Below are 20,405 nucleotides of genomic sequence, written 5' to 3' on the forward strand. Positions count from 1 at the left end.
TTTAGACTACATTTCGGGCATTCACCCGGCCGTAACCAAAACGATCGTTTCGGCCGTTCGTGTACGGCTCTGCGCCGATCTTATCGCAGCCCGCACGCATCCTGTCGCGCACGTCGTGTGCCGAGAGTGAGGCATCCTGCGACATGAGGAGGGCCGCTACGCCGGTGGCGCAAGGACAGGCGAAACTGGTTCCTGTTATCGACCCGTACCTGCCATTGCCATCGGGCAGACGAACATCCACGCCCGGCGCGAGAAATTCAAGTTTGGGACCGTAGCCGCTACCGTTATCCCTATCGTCTCTGGTCGATCGGCCGACGGCAATCACTTCAGGGTGCGAACAGACTTCATCGAAGCGTATCGGATGATTGCCGTTGGTGCAGGCCCACAACACCGAAGTTCCAAGCCCGTTTCGACCATAGCTTGCAACATCATCGAGTGCCTCCTCGAGGATACGTCGCATTTGCCAACGGGCCGAGCTTGACGGCCCCAGGGAACAGCCGATGACATCCACACCATCCGCAGCGGACAATGACGGGTCTTCGAGGCTTGGATCGACCGCGTATGTGAGCGCACGCGCAAGCGTAGCCTGGGTGCCGATCACATGATTGGACAAGCACGCGATCACCCGCAAATCCGCTGCGAACGCAACGCCGATTCCGCCCAAACCGTTTTCCGGCGACGCGACCATTGCCGCGCAGGCGGTACCGTGATCGCTAACTGGCATACCGGCCGTCCCGCGAACGAAATCCGCATCGTCGCCACCGGGGGTGCTCCGGTACCATGCCGAGAGTTGCGGGTTCAGCTTGAGATCCGGATGAGCCGCGTGGAATCCAGAATCGATGAACGCGACCTTGACCGGAGCGCCCTGCGTAATGTCCCAGGCCGAAGCTGAATCGATGACAGCGTGGTGCCATTGAGCCGAGAACTCGGGTACCGTCGGTACGTATCGCTGACCAATCCTCTCGACGTAGTCGGGCTCGGCGTAGACCACGGCGCGGTCATCGAGCAACTCGAGGCACTTATAGGTCGCATACTGTCCCTGTACCAGGAACTGCGCGGCACCGGATAGTCCGCTGCGACGGAGGACCAACAAGCCGTGACGTCGGGCGAAGTCTTTCAGGGCTGCATCGGACTCATTGTCATACAGACGGACGCTGATTCTCTCCGTCTCGAGCAGCAGGGTGTCGTCCAACCGCATCACCCGCGTCACGCTGCCAGCGGCGCCAGCCGCCGTCCGTTCCTCCTCGCTCATCGACCGAAATTTTTTCGAAACCCTGACAAAGTTGAAGCCCGCCTCGGCGAACTCGGCGATTTGCTCCGTGACGAGATCCGACTCTACCAGCTCCGCCATTGCTGATTCGACAATCAGATCGTCCCGTAGGGCCCGGCGGGCACTCTCGTAGGCCACCGACTCTGCCGCGCCGAGATCTCCCCGTCGCAGCTCCCCCGCAACGCTATGCAGCGACGCAAGGACGGCCGCCGATTCGCTCATCGCTGGCATGACCTGCTCATAGACAACGCAGTTCTCGAGCCGCTCACGAAGGGAGCGCTTTTCGTCGATAGCCATCGGCGTGTCCTCTAGTTACAGAAACCGCTGTCCGCGGGCATGCCATCGCCGACTGGGACGAAGCTTGTGTACGGCATCGGCTGGCTGGCCGCCATTGCCGCAACATTGGCCGAGCGTTGTGCCACATTCGCCGCGCTCGATGCCTTGATTCTGGCGCTGAGGCTCTCTACGTCGTCGGCCGTCGATGCTGAACAGTATTCAAGAATCTTCACCTCCGCGGCCGCGAGCTTACCGAAATAATCACTCATCAACGTATTGGTTGCTTTCGCCCCAGCCAGCTCCGCTTCGGCCTGCTTGCTGCTGAGAACGGCGAGTTCCGTCGCCGCTTGAACCTCGTCCTTACTGGCGTCAAACACGTCCGCAAGGAACAGCAGGAACTCCCGAGCCGCTCTGGTCTCCGTGAACGTCACTGTAATCGTGCGTGGCAGAGTTAGACGCCTGGCTTCGATTTCTGCCGTGGTATCGTCTCCAGCAGACGCGCTCGGCGAACGCGAGTCGGACGGCGTCGAGGTCGAAGCGGACTGCGACGAATTCGTCGCGGGCTGCGCCGCGGGCGCGAACGTCGGGAACCAGGCGCTTGTGTACTCGAGGGGGAGATAGCCGGGTTCCCAATCACCGCCTGCTAGCGGTCTTCGGGTCCCGCTGCGCAGGTCGTAGCCGTAACCTGTCGACATGCTCCCAAGTACGATTGCCGCCCCCACGGCCTTGCTGCTTTTTGGTCCTTCGCCGGGCGGATGAACGGCAACCTCTATGGCAATACCGCGTAAATGCCGACCGTCGATATTCGCGCCGTCATCGATGAGCCGCCGGTATTCGAAGTAGTTGGGTACCAGCCTCAATGCATTACCACCAGCGGAGCGAACGACAGCGATCTCGAGAAAAAAGTCCGGGTCGCGCAAGAAGTAATTGCCAAACTTGACGAGCTCCCTGCTATTTCCATCATGGGCCACGAGATTCCATGCGTTTTTCGAATCAGCGGACCAACCTCCCTTGGCGACGAAAATACAGTGGGACGGATCGCCCGGAGAGAATTCGGCCGGATAGCGGCCGACTACGACGTCGGCGTCCTTCTCTCCAACAGATCTCAGCGCTTTGCCGATCCGTCCTAGCGTGCCTGATATGACACCGCCTACGACAGCATCGACGACGCCGGGCAGCCCAGCTTCGGTGTCGGTATCGACAGGCCGAAAAAGGCATCTCTCGGCATACACACGGGTCTGGTCCCGACCATTGGTCCCTGCTTTCGTGGGCTGGCCGCCACAGCCGACGAGGATCGACACTATTAGTATTCCTCCGATTTGCCTATTCACAATCGTCCTCCGTTGTCAGTCCAGGTGCTCCTTGATCCAACTGACGATTTCCGCATTCATATAGATGCCATGGTTGAGTTCGGAGTTATCTGCTGAACCGTGTCCTGTATGCACGGCGGTGACTTCCCGCCCGATGCCGAACCAGATTGGTGACCCACTTTGGCCATCGTCAGTATCGATGTTGTGAAACACGAGCGTGCCCGCTTGGCCTTTTGGCTCGCCGCTAGCTTCATACATCGTCAGTCCGCCCTTGTCTTCAGGGTAGCCGGCGCAGCGGAAATCGGTGCTCGGCGACGCAGCCGGGTCTTTGATCTTTAGCGACGCCGCATTGAGTACCTCTTCTCGCAATTTAATGATCCCGATGTCGAACGACTCATCGCTGTTGTTGACGTAACGGGAATGTACGATCAATTGCGAGGATTCGAAGAACGCGCCCCAATCGTCGGCGTCCGAATCGTAACGAAGCCACCCGCGTATCCACGCCATGTCTGTTAGGACGTGGCCGGCGGTGACGATACTACTCGACGATACCAGCCACCCAGTTCCCAGCTTCGCCGCCTTGGTTTGATTAGGTCGAAAGGCATGCAACAGTGCAATGGACTCGTAGGGCGACCTCTTGAGGCTGCTCGGCTTCGTGCGATGATCCGGACTGATCACGCGTCTTTGTGCGATTGGGTCGGGTCTCGACGTCGTGGGGCTAGGATCCCTCGGCTGCTTATCCAGTAAATCTCTGCCATCGTTTGTAAGGTTGCCCGCCCGCTCACCTGTGTAAAGGAACGCAGCCAGCGGAGTCCAAAGCAGCAGAATGAGCGTGCCAAGTTTCTCGCCTCCGCAAATAACAGCGTCCGCCGTGTCGCACGCGTTCCACTGACTGGAAAACCACGGCGCGACCGGGTGCCCGAGCGCTGTCGCCCATACGAGGAAGGAAATAGTCGCGATGAACACGGCCGGCCATTGCGCGTCCCTGCGAAACTGCCGCCACCACTCACCGAATGACTTGGCGTTGTCGAGGCCGAATTTCGGTGACTCGGAGCTGAGTATCGCGCGGAGTACGATGACGAAGATCGTGCATGCGAGCGTCCAGCGCGCTAGCCCGGGCAGGGTGCGAATGTCGCCGCCGACGACCTGCACGCCGACGAGGTAGATTCCGATCGCCTCGGCGGGGATCAGCTTAAGCAGTCGCTCGACGTAAGAATCGCCGGCACTCTTGCCGGCTGAGCGGGCAGTCCCAGCATCAGGCGGGGCCTGGATACGAATCCGGAGCAGTGACACGACCGATCCCCCTGCCGCAATCATTAGACTGCCGTCGCTTCGCCGTGCCTTAAGTGATGTTCGGTCGCGCCGGACGTCCTTATGCGAGCGCGGCAACCATGAATATCGGTGTTCTTCTTTTGGCTTGCAAGAACCAAATATAGCAGAATTCCACGGCGCAGCTAGGGTCTGACCACGACTTCTTCCTGCAACCGGTACTTGTGGCTTCTACTCATCAACTGAGCTTCGGTTTCCGACACACGAGCTCAATTAATCCTGGAGCTTCATCAGGCAACGCCGGACTGCCAACTCATGCTTCAAGCCATACAGCGCTCGGAGGAATCCAGGTTTTTCCAATGCTGGAACGGGCGCAGCCTTCGTGCGATGTATCGCGTGGCCGAATAGGCAGCCGATTGGCTCTCAGTTCATATTCGATTCGAAACGACGCAATCCGTCCACGCGTCCCACGGTAGACGGTCTGTGGCTTCGGCTGTCGACATGCAGTTCTGCTGGATTCCGATCCGCTCCGATATTGAACTCCCAGGTTCCCAGACCTAGACGATGAGCTCCATCGCCATTGAAGGTAACGTATCAGGTGTCATTACCCGATCCTCTTAAGGCACTGGATAGGCGGCCTGACAGTCTCATTGTGCAATCGTCGATTTCAGCAACTTTGTTGATCTATCGTTACCTTTTACGGTAAATATACCCCACGCATGCCGCCATAGGGCTCGCTCATGGAACAGGCTAGCAGTGCGGATGGAATCTTCTTGCGGGTCGACTCGGATGTTGGACTTGCAGATGTTCGGCGGGCCGTTAACGGCGCTGGCCTGGAAGCTGGCTCGTATTCCCTTAACCCTGTCAACGAATCCGGGCTTTACTATGTGACGCCCGAACGCCCTCTGCCACTGGGCGAGGCTTGGCCGATTGCACGGAGCCTGTCTGCAGACCCACTTGTTGCTTACGCTGAGGTCGACGCGCCGGTACCGGGCATAGACGCGCCTCGCTACGAGCGTTCGACCCGCCAGTTTGGCTGGGGTGAGACGCCTAACAAGCCATGTAGCAAAGACCCGGAATGGAGCCTGAAGAGCGCCGGGGTTCTTGAGGCGTGGAAACTGAAGAAGGCGCCGCGGGGCAAGGACATCCGCATCGGTCATCCGGATACGGGTTATCGCAGACATCCGGAGATTGACGATCCGGATCGACTGCTAGCCGATCTGGGCTACGACTTCAAAGACAGAAAACGTGATCCGCTGGACCCACTGGAGCGTCCGAGTCCGGGCCATGGCACGGCGACGGCGAGCGTGTTTATGAGCGACGTCGGATCGACGGAGGGTGATCCGCAGTATGTTGGCGGTGTAGCACCGGCTGCGGAGGTGGTTCCTTTTAGGGTCTCCTCCAGCGTCATTCACTTCAATTTCGGCAATGTCGTCAAGTCGATCTATGCGGCGATCTCGGCCGACTGTCACATCGTCTCAATGAGCCTGGGTGGGCCGTTTGGGTCCCGCGCGCTGGCTGAGGCCGTACGTGATGCTCAGGATGCCGGTCTCATCCTCCTGGGAGCGGCGGGCAATGTTTACAAGCGCGTTATCTACCCGGCCCGAATCGACACCGTCATCGCCGTCGCTGCCAGTAATTGTGACGACAGACCTTGGCGGGACTCCGCCCGCGGCCGGCAAGTCGATATAACCGCCCCGGGAGAATCCGTCTGGCGGGCCCGGACCAGCCGTTCCGGGGACTATGATGAGGAACGAAGCAGCGGGACTTCCTATGCCGTCGCGACGACCGCCGGGATCTGCGCCCTGTGGCTTTCTTATCATGGACGCGACGAGCTGATCAGGCGATATGGACGCGAACGCCTCGCTCGCGTCTTCCAGCAGCTCCTGCGTACGGAGGGTTATCGGCCGATTTCCAACTGGGATACTGAACGATACGGGCCCGGCATTATCGATGCTAAGGCGCTACTGAAGGCCAAGCTGCCGAAGCGCCCTCCCATCCGAAGTTTTGCTCCCGATCGGCTGGCTGGCTTTAACCTGAATACCGTGGAGGAGCTCTCGCTGTACTTTCCGGACGTCCCTGTAGGGCGCATCACGGAAGTAATGCAAAAGACTTTAGGGGCGACACCCGACGACTTCTTTGATGTGCTGGCGGATTACGGTGACGAATTCCGCTTTCATTGCGCGAGCAACGAGGCGTTTCGTCGCAGCTTGCTGGGACTCGCCTCTCCGGGTCGCAGGACTCTGCGCGGATTCAGGGGCCGCAGCGCGAGGACGAACTCGCAGCTGCAGTCGCAGGCCTCACCCGACTTCCTGGCGCGATTGAACGCCCGCTAGCAGTGGCGATGGGGGAGTATCGACCACAACCCTTTGAGACACGTCAGCTGACCGTCGTCGCTCAGGATCCCAGTATAAAAAGGGGCTCGCGTATCCTGACGACCGAGCTTACGATCCCGGCAGAATCACTGGATCCCGGCCCGCGGGGGGCACGGATTCACGTCATTGACTACGACACCAATGCGGGCAAGCTCTACCGGCCGCGGTCGAGCGATCTGGGCGCAGACGTACTGCCCGATGACTGGCGCAACAGCGACATCACCGACAACCCCATTTTTCATGCACAGAACGTGTATGCCATCTCAATGGCTACATTGTTCAAGTTTGAGTCCTCCCTCGGACGTCATATTGCCTGGCAGTTCAGCCGGAATGCACACCAGTTGAAGATCGCGCCCCACGCATTCCTGGATGGGAACGCCTTCTACTCCCGGTCGGATCAGTGTCTTGCTTTCGGTTATTTTCGCGGCAGTCGGAACCAGTGGGTACATACCTGTCTATCGCATGACATCGTGGTCCATGAGACGACGCATGCGCTCGTCGACGGTATCCGACCGTTCTTCGACCGACCTTCCTCCCCGGACCAGGCCGCGTTCCACGAGGGCTTTGCCGATATCATAGCGATCCTCTCCGTCCTGCAATCGCCGGAGATCGTCAGTTTATCCTTGGGGAAAGATGCCCAAGGCTATCCCGGACTGCTGGAGTCGTCCCGAATCGGATTCGAAGCCTTACGCACCAATGCGTTGCTCCGGCTTGCGAAGGAGATCGGAGCGGAGCTCTCAGGGATACGGCATCGTTCACTGCGCGCCTCACTCGATTTGCCGCCAGGCAATTACCTGGCTGACGAGGACCGCCAGCACCCCCATACACGAGGCGAGATCCTGGTAGCAGCTGTTCTGCGTGCCTACCTCAAGGTCTGGGTCGCTCGGCTCGAGCCCATTATCGGCGTAAAATCCCGCCTGGCGAGCCGAGAGCGTGTGGTCGAGGAAGGCACCAAGGCCGCCAAGCATCTGCTGACCATGGCTATCCGCGCGCTCGACTACCTGCCTCCGACTGATCTGACCTTCCCAGACTATCTCAGCGCGTTGATCACATCCGACGTGGAGACCTACCTGACGGATGAGCCTTACCACTACCGTCAGACGCTGATTGGGAGCTTCGCCGACTACGGCATTGCACCGGCAAGCGGTCAGGGGGCACATCGGGGACAGTGGGAGGCACCGCGGACCCGACCGCTATACGGGTTCAGCCATGCAGAGCCAATGCGAAGCGACACCGAAGCGGTCCAGCGGTTTGTCTGGGAGAATCGCCGGCTATTTCAGATCAATCCGGATGCGTTCACACGCGTGCTGTCCGTGAGGCCGGTGACGCGGACCGGGCATGATGGATTCGTCGTCCGTGAGACGGTCGCCGAGGTCATACAGACGCTGAGTGTTCGCGCCGACGAGCTAAAACGCCTCAAGATCCGGAAACCACCGGACATGCCCGATGACACCGCCATAAGGATCTACGGGAGCAATGCCCTGGTCTTCGACGAATTCGGCCAGCTGAAGTACGACATCGGGACATCGATCCAGAGCGCCCATCAGTCGGACCGCCTGGAGACCCTTTGGAACCGGGGACATTACGTCCACGGCGGTCGCGCGGCGGGTTCTTTCGCAGAATTGCATCGGGTCGCCGCCGAGCAGGTGGTGCCACCAGAGGAGTCCTGGTAGTTCGATATGCCAAGCGAAGCTCTGACACCGGTCAAACTGACGATCCGGGCCTATAACGTCGGCTTTGGCGATTGCAATTTACTGACGTTCGACTATCCGAACTTCGTCCGGAACGTACTCATCGACTTCGGCAGCACCCGCCTGCCGGCCAACTCTAATCGAAACAATACCCGAATTATTGCCAACCAGATCAAGCACGACTGTGGTGGCAAACTGGACGCAATCGTCGCTACCCATCGGCACAAAGACCATATCAGCGGCTTCGCCACGAACAAGAGCGGCACCGGGCCCGGCGACATCATCCGCAAGCTCGAGCCGGACATTATCGTTCAGCCGTGGACGGAGCATCCCGATGCACCTGTGGACGCGGAGGTCGCACCGTCGCTTAAGGCTTTTCATGCCTATCAGCAGCGACTGCGCGACATGGAGACCTTTGCGGAGAGCGTGCACAGCCAACTGAAGAATCTTCGTGGGCTCTCCAGGGTAACTCGTAGTCGTTTGCGATTCATGGGCGAGAACAACATTACTAATCGGGCCGCCGTCCTGAATCTGAAGGCACTGGCAGAAGCCGCGGTGTCGCGTGGCGAGAGTAGCCGTCACGGTGGCTACTTCGTCTACACGGGATCGAATTCGGGACTGGGGCATCTATTGCCGAACGTGGATGTTGAAGTCCTCGGTCCGCCTACTCTCAAACAATCACGGGAGATCGAAAGCCAGGTCCACAGCCATCCGGACCAGTTCTGGCACATGCAGGCAAAGGCCTCGAGCGCTATAGAGCAGAATTCACCGTTCCCGGCATTCCACGCGCTCAGCGTTCCCCCTTACGCGCGGTGGCTGCGACAACGGCTTGATGACCTGCGAGCCGAGGAGTTGTTTCGCATCGTGCGCATTCTGGACGACGTACTAAATAATACGAGTGTCATCCTGTTATTCAAGGTCGGCGATCAGGCCTTCCTGTTCCCTGGAGACGCGCAATGGGAAAACTGGTCCTATGCTCTGGACCAGCCGCGCTATCAAGAGCTCTTGAGAAAGGTACAAGTCTACAAGATTGGTCATCATGGCAGCCTAAACGCGACGCCCAAGTCTCTCTGGCAGCTCTTCGAGCGTAGAGGTCCTCATACCAGGTCAGACCGTCTCCAGTCGCTTCTATCGACCAAAGAAGGAGTTCACGGAAGCCCTGAGCGTGATAGCGAGGTGCCGAGAACCAAACTCGTAGACGCGGTGCGCGAAGACTCTCGGCTTCTGGATACTCGGCAAGCCGGCCACACGCACTGTATAAAGACAGACATTGCATTCTAGTGGCGATCACTGTCGGGGAGGTAGCAGTCGGAGGCACGCCGGGCGCCGTGCAAGCAGTAAAGGATATCTCGGTAGCAATTCCCATACGAATGGAATCTGACCGAACAGTGCGCCTATAACTTGCCGATGAAAGTGATTTCTCAAACTACAAGACAGGGGGAGCGATTATGGGCAGCAGAAGCTACGCCTACGCACTGACTGCGTGTGCCGCTGGATTGCTGTTTTCCAGTACGGCAGTCGCAAATTGCTATACCAAATGTGAGGGTGATACCTGCTGGACTGAATGTCCATCTGAGACGCCGGCGCAACCACCACCCCGGGGTTACTCTTCAACGCCAATGCCACCGCCACCACAGCAATTCTTTGCACGATGCTACTTACCGCCGAACGGCGTAAACTGGTGTTGGCTCGCTCACCATCAACCTATTCCGTATGGCGCACCGTGTTGGTGTGGTCAGTTCGGCGGTCTCACCGGTTACTAGACAAGATCCGAGGATGGTATGAATCTGCTGCGGGGCAATCTTCGAGCGAAGCTCATCTCAGCGGCGCTTGGCGCCGTTTGCGGGATAGCACTTTTGGGATATTTCTGGCTAACGAATGCGGCGGCGCTAATCGATCAGCCGGCTATTATCTTGGGCCACGAGTTGCAATCGATAGAGAGCTGCAGCGAAAGTATCCTGGCGTCTGCTACGGTTGCGCCTGATACTGTGTCATCGATCGCGGAAACCAGTGGCGTTTGCTACGACAAGATTCGCTACCAAGGGCTCTTGAATGATTTTCAGATAAGAAGAGCCAAATTTGCTATTCAGTACGCATCGGAGCGAGTCATCCTGTGGATGGTTGTCTTGCTGACCCTGTCGGGAGTGTTGCTAGCTGGGCTCCAATTGTTCGCCACGTATCAGTTAGCCCAAACCGGTCAGCACAGCGGGCTCAACAATGATCATGAGCTGACCGTGGAGCACGGTAAATTAGTCCTCCGGTCTTCCGTCACAGGGTTGTTCATACTCATATTCTCGTTTGCCTTTTTCTATGTCTACATTTCCGAGGTATTCACGATCAAAGAAATGCCAACCACTGCAGTTCCCGGCATTACCGCACCCCTTACCGGCGGCGACAAGAACCCTTATCGAGACAGCAATAACGGTGAGTCGCCCACGATTCGGACCATGGGCACGCTGCAACCTCCACTCACGACCCAACAGCCACTCCAAGATACCGGAGAAGCGGCACACTCTGCCGATGGCCAAGCACGAACAGAAACTGAGGAGACTACGCTGCCGCCCGAGCGCGACAGCGACAGGCAATCTAACCAGGAGTAAGGAGATTCCTACGGCACAACCAATTGACGGATGCATCGTCTAAAGCCAGCACTTAGAGAGTCACCGACATTATGAGTGACTACTTCAAGCCTGTTTAAGCCGTTTCTTAACCAATTGAATGCCGCTCTCCGCAAGTTTTCGCGTAGAGCTATCGCCTTCGAATGTTGCCTAAGGCGCGGCGCACGATGGTCTTAGCTTCGACAGCACATTTCCTTAATTTAGCAATGTGTACGTTGCCAGTATTCTACATGTACGTTCGGAAGCTCCTCACCACGTTTCGCTTCCGGACTAAGTTAACAATGGGGTTTTTGCCTTTTCGGACTATCCGCCGAAATGTCTAGATCTTGGACTCTGCAGTATCCTCTTAAGGAAACCGCATTTTCCACTGTCCTCTCATGCAGTTTTCCGACAAACGCCAGCCAAGTCATTATTGACTCCTTTCGGCTCCAGTCTTTCGTTCGTTTGCGCCCTGATTATAGAGATGCGAGGGTAACTCGGTTGGGTAGCTCCGGGAGTTACCGCGCACGCGGCCATCTGTCGGCTCTCTTACGTCCTGAGCACTCGAGTACAGCGAACATCAATACTATCGCGGCTGATCCTGCCCACCGCAGTGAAGGATGATATCGTGTGCTCATGAGTTGCAAATTGCATGCGGCGAAGGCGTTAGACCGCAATTCGACTCAGGCGATCGAGCAAGTGAGCGCAACCGAGAGGTAAACTGTCAGTGAACTCGATGCTGTCTCTGAACGACCCTCAGTTGGGAGCTCTGTTCGCTGCAGGTGAGGTAGTTTTCTTCGCTGGAGCGGGCATATCGGTAGAATCCGGCGCCTATAGCCCAGATCAGGTAGTTGCGGAAACATCTAAGCACGTGTTTCCAAGCACGGAATACGCGCAAGAGATCGACTATGTCCTCGGATCAATACAGCCTGAGATCTTCTACGAGAATATAACCACCATCACTCGAGATGACTCTTGGCTCGCTATCTGGAGCATTCTTGCGACCGATTACTTGACGTCAGTTGAAGCTGAATTGACGCCGAACCCGTTCCACATCTGCGCCGTCGAATATTCATACAAGCATGGAGTGCCGATATTCACTACGAATTTCGATCAGCTATTCGAGTTGGCGGCCATACAAAATGGCCTTGTCCCGGACAAGGACTTCGTGGTCGTTCTACCCGGCAGTAGGGAAGAGAAACGTTGGTTGGATGAACTCGAAGCTATGAGTGCCAACAAAGGGCCGCTCCGTATTTACAAGCTTCATGGATGCGCGGGCCAAATGCAGACTCTCCGATCAACGATGCACTCGATTACGAGAACGAATCAGATCGCAATAAAAATTCTCGCAACGGCTTGTAGAACGAAAAACTTGGTGTTGGCCGGCTACTCCGGTCGAGATTTTGATCTGTTCCCATACATTTCATCGTTTTCCAACAAGCGGCAAGTTTACTGGTTCAGTATCAAGCGAAAGTCCGTCGGCGTGCAGGAGGCAAGGCTAGTGGGTGCGCACCGGGTGCTCGGCAAGCCGCGCGTGTGGATAACACAGCGTTGGGGGCTCGGGATTGATCAATATACACACTCCTTTGATGCAGACGCAGTTCTCCGAAGGAGGGCTGATGAAATTAGCCGGACCGTTCGTTTCAGCGAATCAACAAAGCGGCTAATACTCGCTACCGCGCTCTTCCACTCAGGCGAATCGGAGAGGGCCATCAAATTATACGAACAGCATAACTGGAACGATGCAAGTTTCGAGTCATCCGCTTGCTCAGTTTACTATTCTCGTGCCTTAGACAGGGCCGGAAGGTACGAACAGGCGCAAATGGCTTGTACGAGAGGTCTGCGCCAGATTGCGGAGTGTCCTGATATGGCGACCCATCGAATGCGCGAATGCCTAAAATCGCAATTGCTTAGTCAACTCCTTTATTTGCGAAAAATGCTCAAAGGACCACTGGTCAGTTTCGGATTCCCCTCCGTCGATTCGAGATGGGGAATTCTAGATACATTGGACGTTATGGGGACATACGTTCTTGGTGGGTTTCGTCTAAGGCGGCTGGTCCCTATCCGGAAAGAGGCTTTCATTGACGAAGCGCAATTAAAGGCTGAGCAGGCCATCCTGAACCACCGGATGATACTGTTTGGCATGGTTCTCAACATAGTTGAAGCGCTGTGGCTGCTTGGAGCTTTGCGAGCGCCCCTCTCTACTTGGCTAGAGAGCCTAGCAAGAGACGCGAACGACGCCGGTGACTATTTCACTATTGCCAATGTTAATAAGTATAAGAACAGACTGGGACTACCGTGCGGCGCACTTGATCCTCAGCGGCTCTATACTATGATCTCGGACCCCTTGAACGAAGCTCTTTATTGGCGCGATGCCGCTGCCAATAATCTTAGGCATGGCGATCGAAATAGCGCCGTAAAGGCCCTCAAGGTTTCCTGCGAGAAGGCACGGCTTGCGGGTAGCCTGACGACTGAACTGAAGTCGATCGCAGGTCTGATCGGGCTTCGCGAAATCGACAACGCCAAGGTAGTGAGCGACCGCTTAGTGTTGATCCAGAATCAGATTGAGGGGGCCGCCTACAAGCAGTATGCCGCGAGGCTGATCTCTGTCCTGAACACTACCGAAACGGCGCCCACTGCAGATTGAAGCAGCCTATAGGACAGGGGACTACCTCCCCATGAAATCGGCTCGATGACAGCCCCTCCACGAATACTGGCGCGTTTCACGACGATCTCATCGTCTGACCCGCTTGGCGGTTATCAGCTTCATTCAATGCTGGCCACATCGTACAAGATGAAAATATCGCCAAATCCATGAGAATTCAGGGTGCGACATTGGTGCGACTTCCCGATAAACTGGATTCGTAAGCATCTGATCCTAAACCTAGATTCCGATCCCTTCCGTCCAATCCATCATTGGACGGAAACACAGAGAGGACATACTCCGACGATCGCTTCAGCTGACGACTGTCAGAGCAGCTTTACCGCCGCCCTCTTCCTGTCTCTGTCTGATTTAAGGTACCGCTGCGTGGTCTGGAGATTGGCGTGCCCCATCAGCTCCCTCAGCGTCTGGGCATCGACTCCCGCCGCACCTAGTCGAGATCCGAACGTATGCCGCAAAGAATGCCACACGATCCTCCCCTCCGGCGAACGACGACGAATTCCAGCCGCTTTCAGGGCTGCGTAGAGGGAACGCTTCATGTTGTAGTACTTGCTACCGTCCTTACGCCGGAAGACTGGACCTTCGTCCGGCTCTCCCTGTTGCTTGTAAATCGTCTCAAGAACGTTTAGTGCAAGCGCGCTAAGCGGAATTTCACGGGTTTGATAACTCTTAGTGGCGTCGCCTGGCATCACGATCATCGCATTCCGGAAGTTCACCCACTCCCATAGCAGCCCGAGACACTCCCCCCTACGCAACCCCGTCTCCAGCGAAAGTTCGACCGCTGGCCGAAGTTCATCAGCGAATCCCTCATCCAAGGTTGGGAGCAAGTCATAACCTCTTCGCGCTCGCCATGCATTCGCAGATCGGCGATCCCGACGCAGCTTCTCTTCACGTTTCGCGAGCTGCTCACGAAGCGCCTCGACCTCTACATCGGTCAATGGGCGGATTACACGGCGATGCCGATCCACTCGCAGCGGCCGAAGCCCCTCCAGCGGATGGTGGTCGAGTATCTTCCACTCTAGGGTCTTCGCCAGGCAGGCTCGCAACGCGCCTGCCTCCCTATTGATCGTCTCTCGCTTTGCCTTGTCCAGCCGCTTGGTTCGCCAGACTTCAAGGTGGGCAGGAGTGATCGCATCTATTCGTCGCTTTCCGAGGATTGGCAGGAAGTGGAATTTCATGCGCGAGAGGGCGTTCTTCCCGTCCTTCCGGTTCCGTACGACCCACCAGGCGTAGGACTTTTCATCGGTCTCGTCCAGCCACTCTTTGAGTGTGGGCACCGCGCGCCTGCGCTGCCGTTCTTTCTTGAAATCGTGGCCCTCGGCGCCCATGCCTCGTAATGCGATCGCGCGTGAACGCGCGATCGCCATCGTCATCCCATCTTGCGTATCCGTGATGCGTGTCGCCTTGCAAATCTGCTCGCGCTGGCCGCGGCCCAAATCCGCGTATAGCCCCAGATAGCCGGACGGTTGATGACGGAGAATCAGACCGCTCGTGCAATCGCGAATTTCGCGAGGGCGATCCGGCGCGACCGCCGCAGCCAAACGTTTGATCAAGGTTGCCGTAATTCGCTGCGGACGATAGAGGCTTATACTCTTCTTCATTCCCTGAAAACCTACCCGCGATCGGTGCGTGACGATACTGCCGTAAGTGCACTGTAAGTGCGGTTTTGTGAATTCTATTAGACAGCAGTGGACGCCTGTAGACAACAAAATCAATCAGTTATGCGCAACTAACTGTTGCGAAAAGGCTATTATTCGAATTCGGGAGGCAGGGGCCGGAGGTTCAAATCCTCTCACCCCGACCAGTCATAATGGCTGGTCGGCCAAGGCTGGGGTTCCCAGCGATCCTTAGCCGAGCGTGAAGCGCTCCCGCAGAAAACGCGCGATGCCCTCTTCATCATGGTGGCCAATCACGGACGTGGCAGCAGACCTGATCCTTTCGTTCGCATTTGCCGGGGCGTAACACTCGTCCGCCGCCTCGAACATGCTGAGGTCGTTGTCGCTGTCACCGAAGCAGATGACCCGTTCCAGGCCGAGGAGGTCTTTCAGCGTCCGGATGGCGCCACCCTTGCTGGCATTGCTGTGATGAATATCCAGCCAGCGCCACTGATCGCCTTCCAGCGCGACGCCGGAGTAAGCCACCAGCGACGGCTCGTCCTCGATGCTCGCGACGACGGCGGCGATGGCATCCGCCTCGCCGATAGCGTTCACGTGGGTCACGACTGCGTCCGGCGGCAGTTCGTCCAGTCCGCGGACATCCAGCTGCGCTTCCATGCCGACATGCGCGATGAGTTCCCGCTCGATCGGCGTCAGGGTCGGCGGGTGAAACACGGGACCCTCGGTGCCGTCTTTCATCGTGAAGACGAAAGGGGTCAGGCCTTGATCCATACTGGCGCTCGTGACGTGCTGCAGCTCGGCAGGCGTCAGCGTGGCGACGCTTGACAGGTGCCGGGTGTCGGGATGCCAGATCACCACACCATTCTTGTAGGCCTGGGGCAGCCTGAAACTGTGCCCTTCTAGCACCGCCCGGGCGCCATGCAACGTGCGCCCCGTGGCGACCGTGTACGCGATCTCCCGATCGGCCAGGAGCTTCAGCGTCTCGCGGGTGAAGTCTGAGATCGCGGACGCCCTGTTGAGCAGCGTACCGTCGAGGTCGAAAACGACGAGTTCCATCTCTGGATAATCTCTCCGGTCGGATTGCGTGCGGTGCCAACCATTCTGGCCGGTCCGGCAGTAGTTTAATCCAACGTCCGTTACAGCGCCGCCCATCGGTGACGACCGGAATGGCGGCCGGGTGGCGCCAGCTGACGGTTCCAGGCACCGGGTACGGCGGAGGGCCCTCGCTGACCGGCGGCGTGCTCGAATTGTCGGCAGGAGATTAGCTGAAACTCGAGAGCACAGGCTCCCCGGCCGTCAACCGCTCGCGGATGAATTCCCGAAAGACCCGTACCCGCGCAGGCGCCTCCCGACCGGCGACGCTGATGGCGTGCAGTCTGGCCTGAGCCACGGTCCAGTCCGACAGCACACGTACCAGTCGCCCTGCCCCGACCGCCGACGCTGCGACGATCTCCGGCAGCGCACCGATGCCGCCGCCCTCCGCGACCATGCGGCAGGTAATGGCGTAATTGCCGGACTGGATACGCGGACGCACGGTCACGGACTCCGAGCGGCCCCGCCGATGCGTGAGCGTGCGCCGGCCCGCACCGACCGGTTCACGCGTGGCCACGATCGCGTGCTCCGCCAGGTCGGACGGTCGCGCGGGCGTGCCGTGTGCTGCCAGATAATCCGGGGCGGCGTAGAGCACGATGGGGAACTCGATCAGTGAGGACGCCCGGTAATTCGAATCCGGCAGATCCTGGGCACTGGCTCGCAAAGCCAGATCGATACCGAGCGTCGCGAGGTCCAGCATGGCATCCGAGACGAATAGCTCCACCGTGATCTGCGGGTGTTCCGACTGGAACTCGACCATGAGCGGCGGCAGTACGTCCACGGCGAAATCCAGCGGAACCGTCACCCGCAGATGCCCGTGCGGTATCGACCGGGCGTGCCTGGCGCCGTCCGCCGCGTCATCCAGCAGGGCGAGCGCGTCGCCGGCCTTGACGTAGAACGCGGCTCCCTCCTCCGTCGGACTCACCGCGCGCGGCGTGCGTGCGAGCAGTTTGACGCCGAGCCGCTCCTCGAGGCGGGAAACCCGACGGCTCAGACCCCCTTTCGTCGTGCCCAGGCGCCGGGCCGCCGCCGAAATGCTACCGAGTTCATAGACGGCGCAGAACGCCCGTACGTCCTCCAGGGATCCGCCCAAGGTTTCTGCTTCGGCAACCATATGTTCCATTCTAGCTATCTAGTCGCCATACAGATACTCCAATAGGGTAACGCCATCGAAGGGAGAGCGGTCTGCGCTGCCCGTATAGAGAGGAGTTTCGACATGAGCAACGAGCTGAATGCCACCCTGAACACGCCCCGCGTATTGCCCGCGGCCGACCGCATGGCAACGCTGGCCTATCCCCTGGTCCGCGTCACCACCGGGCTGATGCTGATCCCCCACGGTGCCCAGAAGCTGTTCGGCTGGTTCGGCGGCTACGGCCTCACCGCCACCGGACAGTACTTCGAATCGACCCTGGGCATGAGTCCCGGCATCCTTTTCGCGACGCTGGCCGGCCTCGTCGAGGTCTTCGGCGGACTGGCGCTGGTCCTCGGTCTGCTCACCCGTCCGGCGGCGCTGGCCGTGGCCGTTTTCATGGCTGTTGCGCTCTCGGTGCACATACCGAACGGGTTCTTCTGGACCGCAGGCGGCATCGAGTATCCGCTGATGTGGGGCCTGCTGGCCGTGGCGATCTTCCTGCGCGGCGGCGGCCCGTACTCGCTGGATGCCCGATTCGGCCGCGCGCAGGTCGATGACAATGCGGCCGGCGCCTGACCGGAGGAGGATGAACGCATGGCGAAAGTAACAACGAGCCAACCCGGCAGCGACCGGATGCCGGTGATCTTCGCCGGGCACGGATCCCCGATGAATGCCATCGAAGACAACCGATGGAGCCGGGGATTCGCCGCGCTGCGGCACGAGGTGCCAACGCCGGCCGCGATCCTCGCGATCTCCGCCCACTGGTACGTGGACGGCACCCTGCTGACGGCGAACGCCGATCCGCCGACCATCCACGACTTCGGCGGCTTCCCCCAGGCCCTTTACGAGATCGATTATCCGGCGCCGGGCAAGGCGGATCTCGCCCGCAGGGTGCGGCAGTTGATCGGTACGGACCGCGCCGAACTCAACGGCGACTGGGGCCTCGACCACGGGACCTGGAGCGTGCTGCGCCGGATGTACCCGGACGCACAGGTGCCCGTAGTCCAGCTCGGCATCGACCGCCGGCTGGACATCCGCGGCCACCTGGAGCTCGCGCGCTCACTGGAGGATCTGCGCGAGGAAGGCGTATTGATCCTTGCCAGCGGCAACGTCGTACACAACCTGCAGGACGCCTTCGGCCGTATGAGGTCCGGAACGCGGGAGACACCGGACTGGGCGCGGCGATTCGACGAGACCGTCGCGCGCATCCTCGTCCAGCGCGACACCGATGCCCTGCTGGCGGCGGCAGCCGACACCGACGACGGCCGCATGGCGCATCCGACGCCCGACCACTGGCTGCCGCTGATCTATGCCTTCGGCGCCACCGACAGCCGCGACCCTGTGAGCTTTCCCCAGGAGGGCTTCGACTGGGGCTCGATCTCCATGCGCAACGTGTTGCTCGGATGACGGCGCCAGCGCCGCACTGGTGCTAAAGTCCTCCGCGAACCAGGCAGAGAGACTGACGGCGACCCGTATGAGCGAAGAGATCGAGGCGGAAGGCCTGCCGCCGAACCGCCAGGCCGGCGTCTGCCTGCACATCACCTCCCTGCCGGGCCGCTTCGGTGTCGGCGAGATCGGCCGCGAGGCGCTCGGCTTCGTGGACACGCTGCGGCGCATGCAGCTCGGCGTCTGGCAGTTCCTGCCCACCGGCCCCACGGCCTACGGCGATTCGCCCTACCAGCCGCTGTCCACTTTTGCCGGCAACGAGATGATGATCGCCACCGGCGACCTGCTGGAGTCGGGACTGCTGCGACGGGCCGAGGTCGCACCACTCCGGGCGCTGCCCCGCGACACCGTCGATTACGGCGCGCTGATCCCGCTCAAGACGACGCTGCTGCAGATGGCCGCGGGCCGCTTCGACCGGGTCGCGGGCAGCGCACTGAAGTCGGCGCGGGATGAATTTTGCGAGCGGCACGACACCGCCTGGCTGCGCGACTATGCGCGCTATCGCATCCTGAAGTCGCGGCACGGCGAGCGGCCGTGGCCGGAGTGGGAGCCGCGCTACGTCCATCGCGAGGCGGCGGCGCTCGCGCGGCTCGAGGCCGACGCCGGCGCCGCGATCGATGCGATCAGGACGATCCAGTTCCTGTTCCATCACCAGTGGCAGCGGCTGCGCCGCTATGCCAACGAGCAGGGCATCCGCCTGTTCGGCGACATGCCGATCTACATCGCGCTGGACAGCGCCGACGCCTGGGCGAACCGGGACATCCTGCAGATCGACCGGGACGGACGGCCCGAATTCGTCGCCGGCGTCCCGCCCGACTATTTCAGCGCCGACGGACAGTTGTGGGGCAATCCCCTCTACGACTGGGAAAAGCACGCCGCCTCGGGCTACCGCTGGTGGGTCGAGCGCCTGCAGGCGGCAGCTGCCCTCGCCGACATGGTGCGCATCGACCATTTCCGCGGCTTCGAGGCCTACTGGTCGGTGCCGGCCGGGGCGGATACCGCCCGGGACGGCACCTGGCTTCCCGGCCCCGGCGACAGCATCTTCGAGGCCATCCGGCGGGAACTCGGCGAGCTGCCGATCGTGGCTGAGAATCTCGGTGTCATCACGCCCGAGGTCGAGGCGCTGCGGGAGCGCCACAACCTGCCGGGTATGATCGTGCTGCAGTTCGCCGTCGCGGACCCGGACTTCGCGCTGGACGAGGTGCCACCGGACTGCGTCTGCTACACCGGCACCCACGACAACGATACGACGCGAGGCTGGTTCACCGGCAGCCCGGACGACCTCCGATCGCCGGAGGAGATAGAGCGGACCCGGCGGGCCGCGCTGGAGGTTACGGGCGGCTCGCCGGAGACGATCCACGCGGACCTGATCCGCGCCGCGTTCGCTACGCGGGCGGGGCTGGCGATGGTACCGATGCAGGACTACCTCGGCCTCGGCTCCGAGGCGAGGATCAACACGCCGGGCACCTCGGCCGGCAACTGGCGCTGGCGGCTCGATCCGTCGGCCGTGACGGCGCCTTTCGCGGACCACGTGGCCGCCGTGGTGGACGGCTCGGGGCGAGCCCCGCCCCGCCAGGGCTGCTGATTGCGACGACCGTCCCGAAATTGTCCGGCCGTTCTGGCAAACTAGCGGCTGGATTCGCCACCCGAAGAGGCCCGCACCGTGGCC

The 20,405-nt window shown here is 59.8% G+C and carries 14 protein-coding genes; 8 read left to right on the forward strand and 6 right to left on the reverse strand.

Annotation, left to right across the window (positions count from 1 at the left end; translation table 11 throughout):
• Position 1 precedes the first annotated feature (1 nt).
• The 3 genes from ACJMKZ_RS13300 to ACJMKZ_RS13310 are packed head-to-tail and all read right to left on the reverse strand — an operon-like array spanning position 2 to position 4,149.
• A complete protein-coding gene (locus tag ACJMKZ_RS13300) occupies positions 2-1,567 on the reverse strand; it encodes a S8 family peptidase (RefSeq protein WP_405233687.1) in 1,566 nt (521 codons plus the stop codon).
• An 11-nt stretch (positions 1,568-1,578) separates the two neighbouring features.
• Positions 1,579-2,847, reverse strand: a complete 1,269-nt coding sequence (locus ACJMKZ_RS13305) for a hypothetical protein (protein WP_405233688.1) — start codon at positions 2,845-2,847, stop codon at positions 1,579-1,581.
• A gap of 45 nt (positions 2,848-2,892) precedes the next feature.
• Positions 2,893-4,149 (reverse strand): trypsin-like serine peptidase, encoded by a 1,257-nt coding sequence (locus tag ACJMKZ_RS13310; RefSeq protein WP_405233689.1) that lies wholly within the window; start codon positions 4,147-4,149, stop codon positions 2,893-2,895.
• Between the two features lie 716 nt (positions 4,150-4,865).
• On the opposite strand from ACJMKZ_RS13310, the gene ACJMKZ_RS13315 reads away from it, so the two are divergent.
• The 5 genes from ACJMKZ_RS13315 (at position 4,866) to ACJMKZ_RS13335 (ending at position 13,435) form a co-directional block, all read left to right on the forward strand.
• Positions 4,866-6,461 (forward strand): S8 family peptidase, encoded by a 1,596-nt coding sequence (locus ACJMKZ_RS13315; RefSeq protein WP_405233690.1) that lies wholly within the window; start codon positions 4,866-4,868, stop codon positions 6,459-6,461.
• A gap of 8 nt (positions 6,462-6,469) precedes the next feature.
• On the forward strand, positions 6,470-8,173 hold the full coding sequence (locus ACJMKZ_RS13320) for a gluzincin family metallopeptidase (protein ID WP_405233691.1): 1,704 nt from the start codon (positions 6,470-6,472) through the stop codon (positions 8,171-8,173).
• A 6-nt stretch (positions 8,174-8,179) separates the two neighbouring features.
• The gene (locus tag ACJMKZ_RS13325; RefSeq protein WP_405233692.1) at positions 8,180-9,472 is read left to right on the forward strand and encodes a ComEC/Rec2 family competence protein; all 1,293 of its coding nucleotides are present in this window, start codon (positions 8,180-8,182) and stop codon (positions 9,470-9,472) included.
• 500 nt (positions 9,473-9,972) lie between these two features.
• A complete protein-coding gene (locus tag ACJMKZ_RS13330; protein WP_405233693.1) occupies positions 9,973-10,791 on the forward strand; it encodes a hypothetical protein in 819 nt (272 codons plus the stop codon).
• Between the two features lie 733 nt (positions 10,792-11,524).
• The gene (locus tag ACJMKZ_RS13335) at positions 11,525-13,435 is read left to right on the forward strand and encodes an SIR2 family protein (RefSeq protein WP_405234166.1); all 1,911 of its coding nucleotides are present in this window, start codon (positions 11,525-11,527) and stop codon (positions 13,433-13,435) included.
• Between the two features lie 323 nt (positions 13,436-13,758).
• On the opposite strand, the gene ACJMKZ_RS13340 is transcribed toward ACJMKZ_RS13335, so the two are convergent.
• From ACJMKZ_RS13340 to ACJMKZ_RS13350, 3 genes are all read right to left on the reverse strand, one after another.
• Positions 13,759-15,051 carry a tyrosine-type recombinase/integrase gene (locus ACJMKZ_RS13340; protein ID WP_405233694.1) on the reverse strand — a complete coding sequence of 431 codons (1,293 nt, stop codon included), beginning with the start codon at positions 15,049-15,051 and terminating at the stop codon, positions 13,759-13,761.
• Between the two features lie 246 nt (positions 15,052-15,297).
• Entirely contained in the window at positions 15,298-16,122 is an 825-nt protein-coding gene (locus ACJMKZ_RS13345; RefSeq protein ID WP_405233695.1) for an HAD family hydrolase, read from the reverse strand.
• Positions 16,123-16,327: 205 nt separating this feature from the next.
• The gene (locus ACJMKZ_RS13350; RefSeq protein ID WP_405234167.1) at positions 16,328-17,272 is read right to left on the reverse strand and encodes a LysR family transcriptional regulator; all 945 of its coding nucleotides are present in this window, start codon (positions 17,270-17,272) and stop codon (positions 16,328-16,330) included.
• A gap of 102 nt (positions 17,273-17,374) precedes the next feature.
• Between ACJMKZ_RS13350 and ACJMKZ_RS13355 the strand changes: the two genes are divergently transcribed.
• The 3 genes from ACJMKZ_RS13355 to malQ all read left to right on the forward strand — a co-directional run bounded on the left by ACJMKZ_RS13355 (position 17,375) and on the right by malQ (position 20,321).
• Positions 17,375-17,866: a DoxX family protein gene (locus tag ACJMKZ_RS13355; RefSeq protein ID WP_405233696.1), complete on the forward strand. Its 492-nt coding sequence runs from the start codon at positions 17,375-17,377 to the stop codon at positions 17,864-17,866.
• An 18-nt stretch (positions 17,867-17,884) separates the two neighbouring features.
• Entirely contained in the window at positions 17,885-18,697 is an 813-nt protein-coding gene (gene ygiD / locus ACJMKZ_RS13360) for a 4,5-DOPA-extradiol-dioxygenase (protein WP_405233697.1), read from the forward strand.
• A 67-nt stretch (positions 18,698-18,764) separates the two neighbouring features.
• A complete protein-coding gene (gene malQ / locus ACJMKZ_RS13365; RefSeq protein ID WP_405233698.1) occupies positions 18,765-20,321 on the forward strand; it encodes a 4-alpha-glucanotransferase in 1,557 nt (518 codons plus the stop codon).
• Positions 20,322-20,405 lie beyond the last annotated feature (84 nt).

This window comes from Lentisalinibacter salinarum, from assembly GCF_040706555.1.
In the GTDB taxonomy this organism is placed as follows: Bacteria; Pseudomonadota; Gammaproteobacteria; order Steroidobacterales; family Woeseiaceae; genus Lentisalinibacter; species Lentisalinibacter salinarum.

Coding starts and splice junctions, on each gene's coding strand:
- ACJMKZ_RS13300 (WP_405233687.1), bottom strand. CDS start 1,567: ATGGCTATCGACGAAAAGCGCTCCCTTCGTGAGCGGCTCGAGAACTGC.
- ACJMKZ_RS13315 (WP_405233690.1), top strand. CDS start 4,866: ATGGAACAGGCTAGCAGTGCGGATGGAATCTTCTTGCGGGTCGACTCG.
- ACJMKZ_RS13320 (WP_405233691.1), top strand. CDS start 6,470: ATGGGGGAGTATCGACCACAACCCTTTGAGACACGTCAGCTGACCGTC.
- ACJMKZ_RS13325 (WP_405233692.1), top strand. CDS start 8,180: ATGCCAAGCGAAGCTCTGACACCGGTCAAACTGACGATCCGGGCCTAT.
- ACJMKZ_RS13330 (WP_405233693.1), top strand. CDS start 9,973: ATGAATCTGCTGCGGGGCAATCTTCGAGCGAAGCTCATCTCAGCGGCG.
- ACJMKZ_RS13335 (WP_405234166.1), top strand. CDS start 11,525: ATGCTGTCTCTGAACGACCCTCAGTTGGGAGCTCTGTTCGCTGCAGGT.
- ACJMKZ_RS13340 (WP_405233694.1), bottom strand. CDS start 15,051: ATGAAGAAGAGTATAAGCCTCTATCGTCCGCAGCGAATTACGGCAACC.
- ACJMKZ_RS13345 (WP_405233695.1), bottom strand. CDS start 16,122: ATGGAACTCGTCGTTTTCGACCTCGACGGTACGCTGCTCAACAGGGCG.
- ACJMKZ_RS13350 (WP_405234167.1), bottom strand. CDS start 17,272: ATGGTTGCCGAAGCAGAAACCTTGGGCGGATCCCTGGAGGACGTACGG.
- ACJMKZ_RS13355 (WP_405233696.1), top strand. CDS start 17,375: ATGAGCAACGAGCTGAATGCCACCCTGAACACGCCCCGCGTATTGCCC.
- ygiD (WP_405233697.1), top strand. CDS start 17,885: ATGGCGAAAGTAACAACGAGCCAACCCGGCAGCGACCGGATGCCGGTG.
- malQ (WP_405233698.1), top strand. CDS start 18,765: ATGAGCGAAGAGATCGAGGCGGAAGGCCTGCCGCCGAACCGCCAGGCC.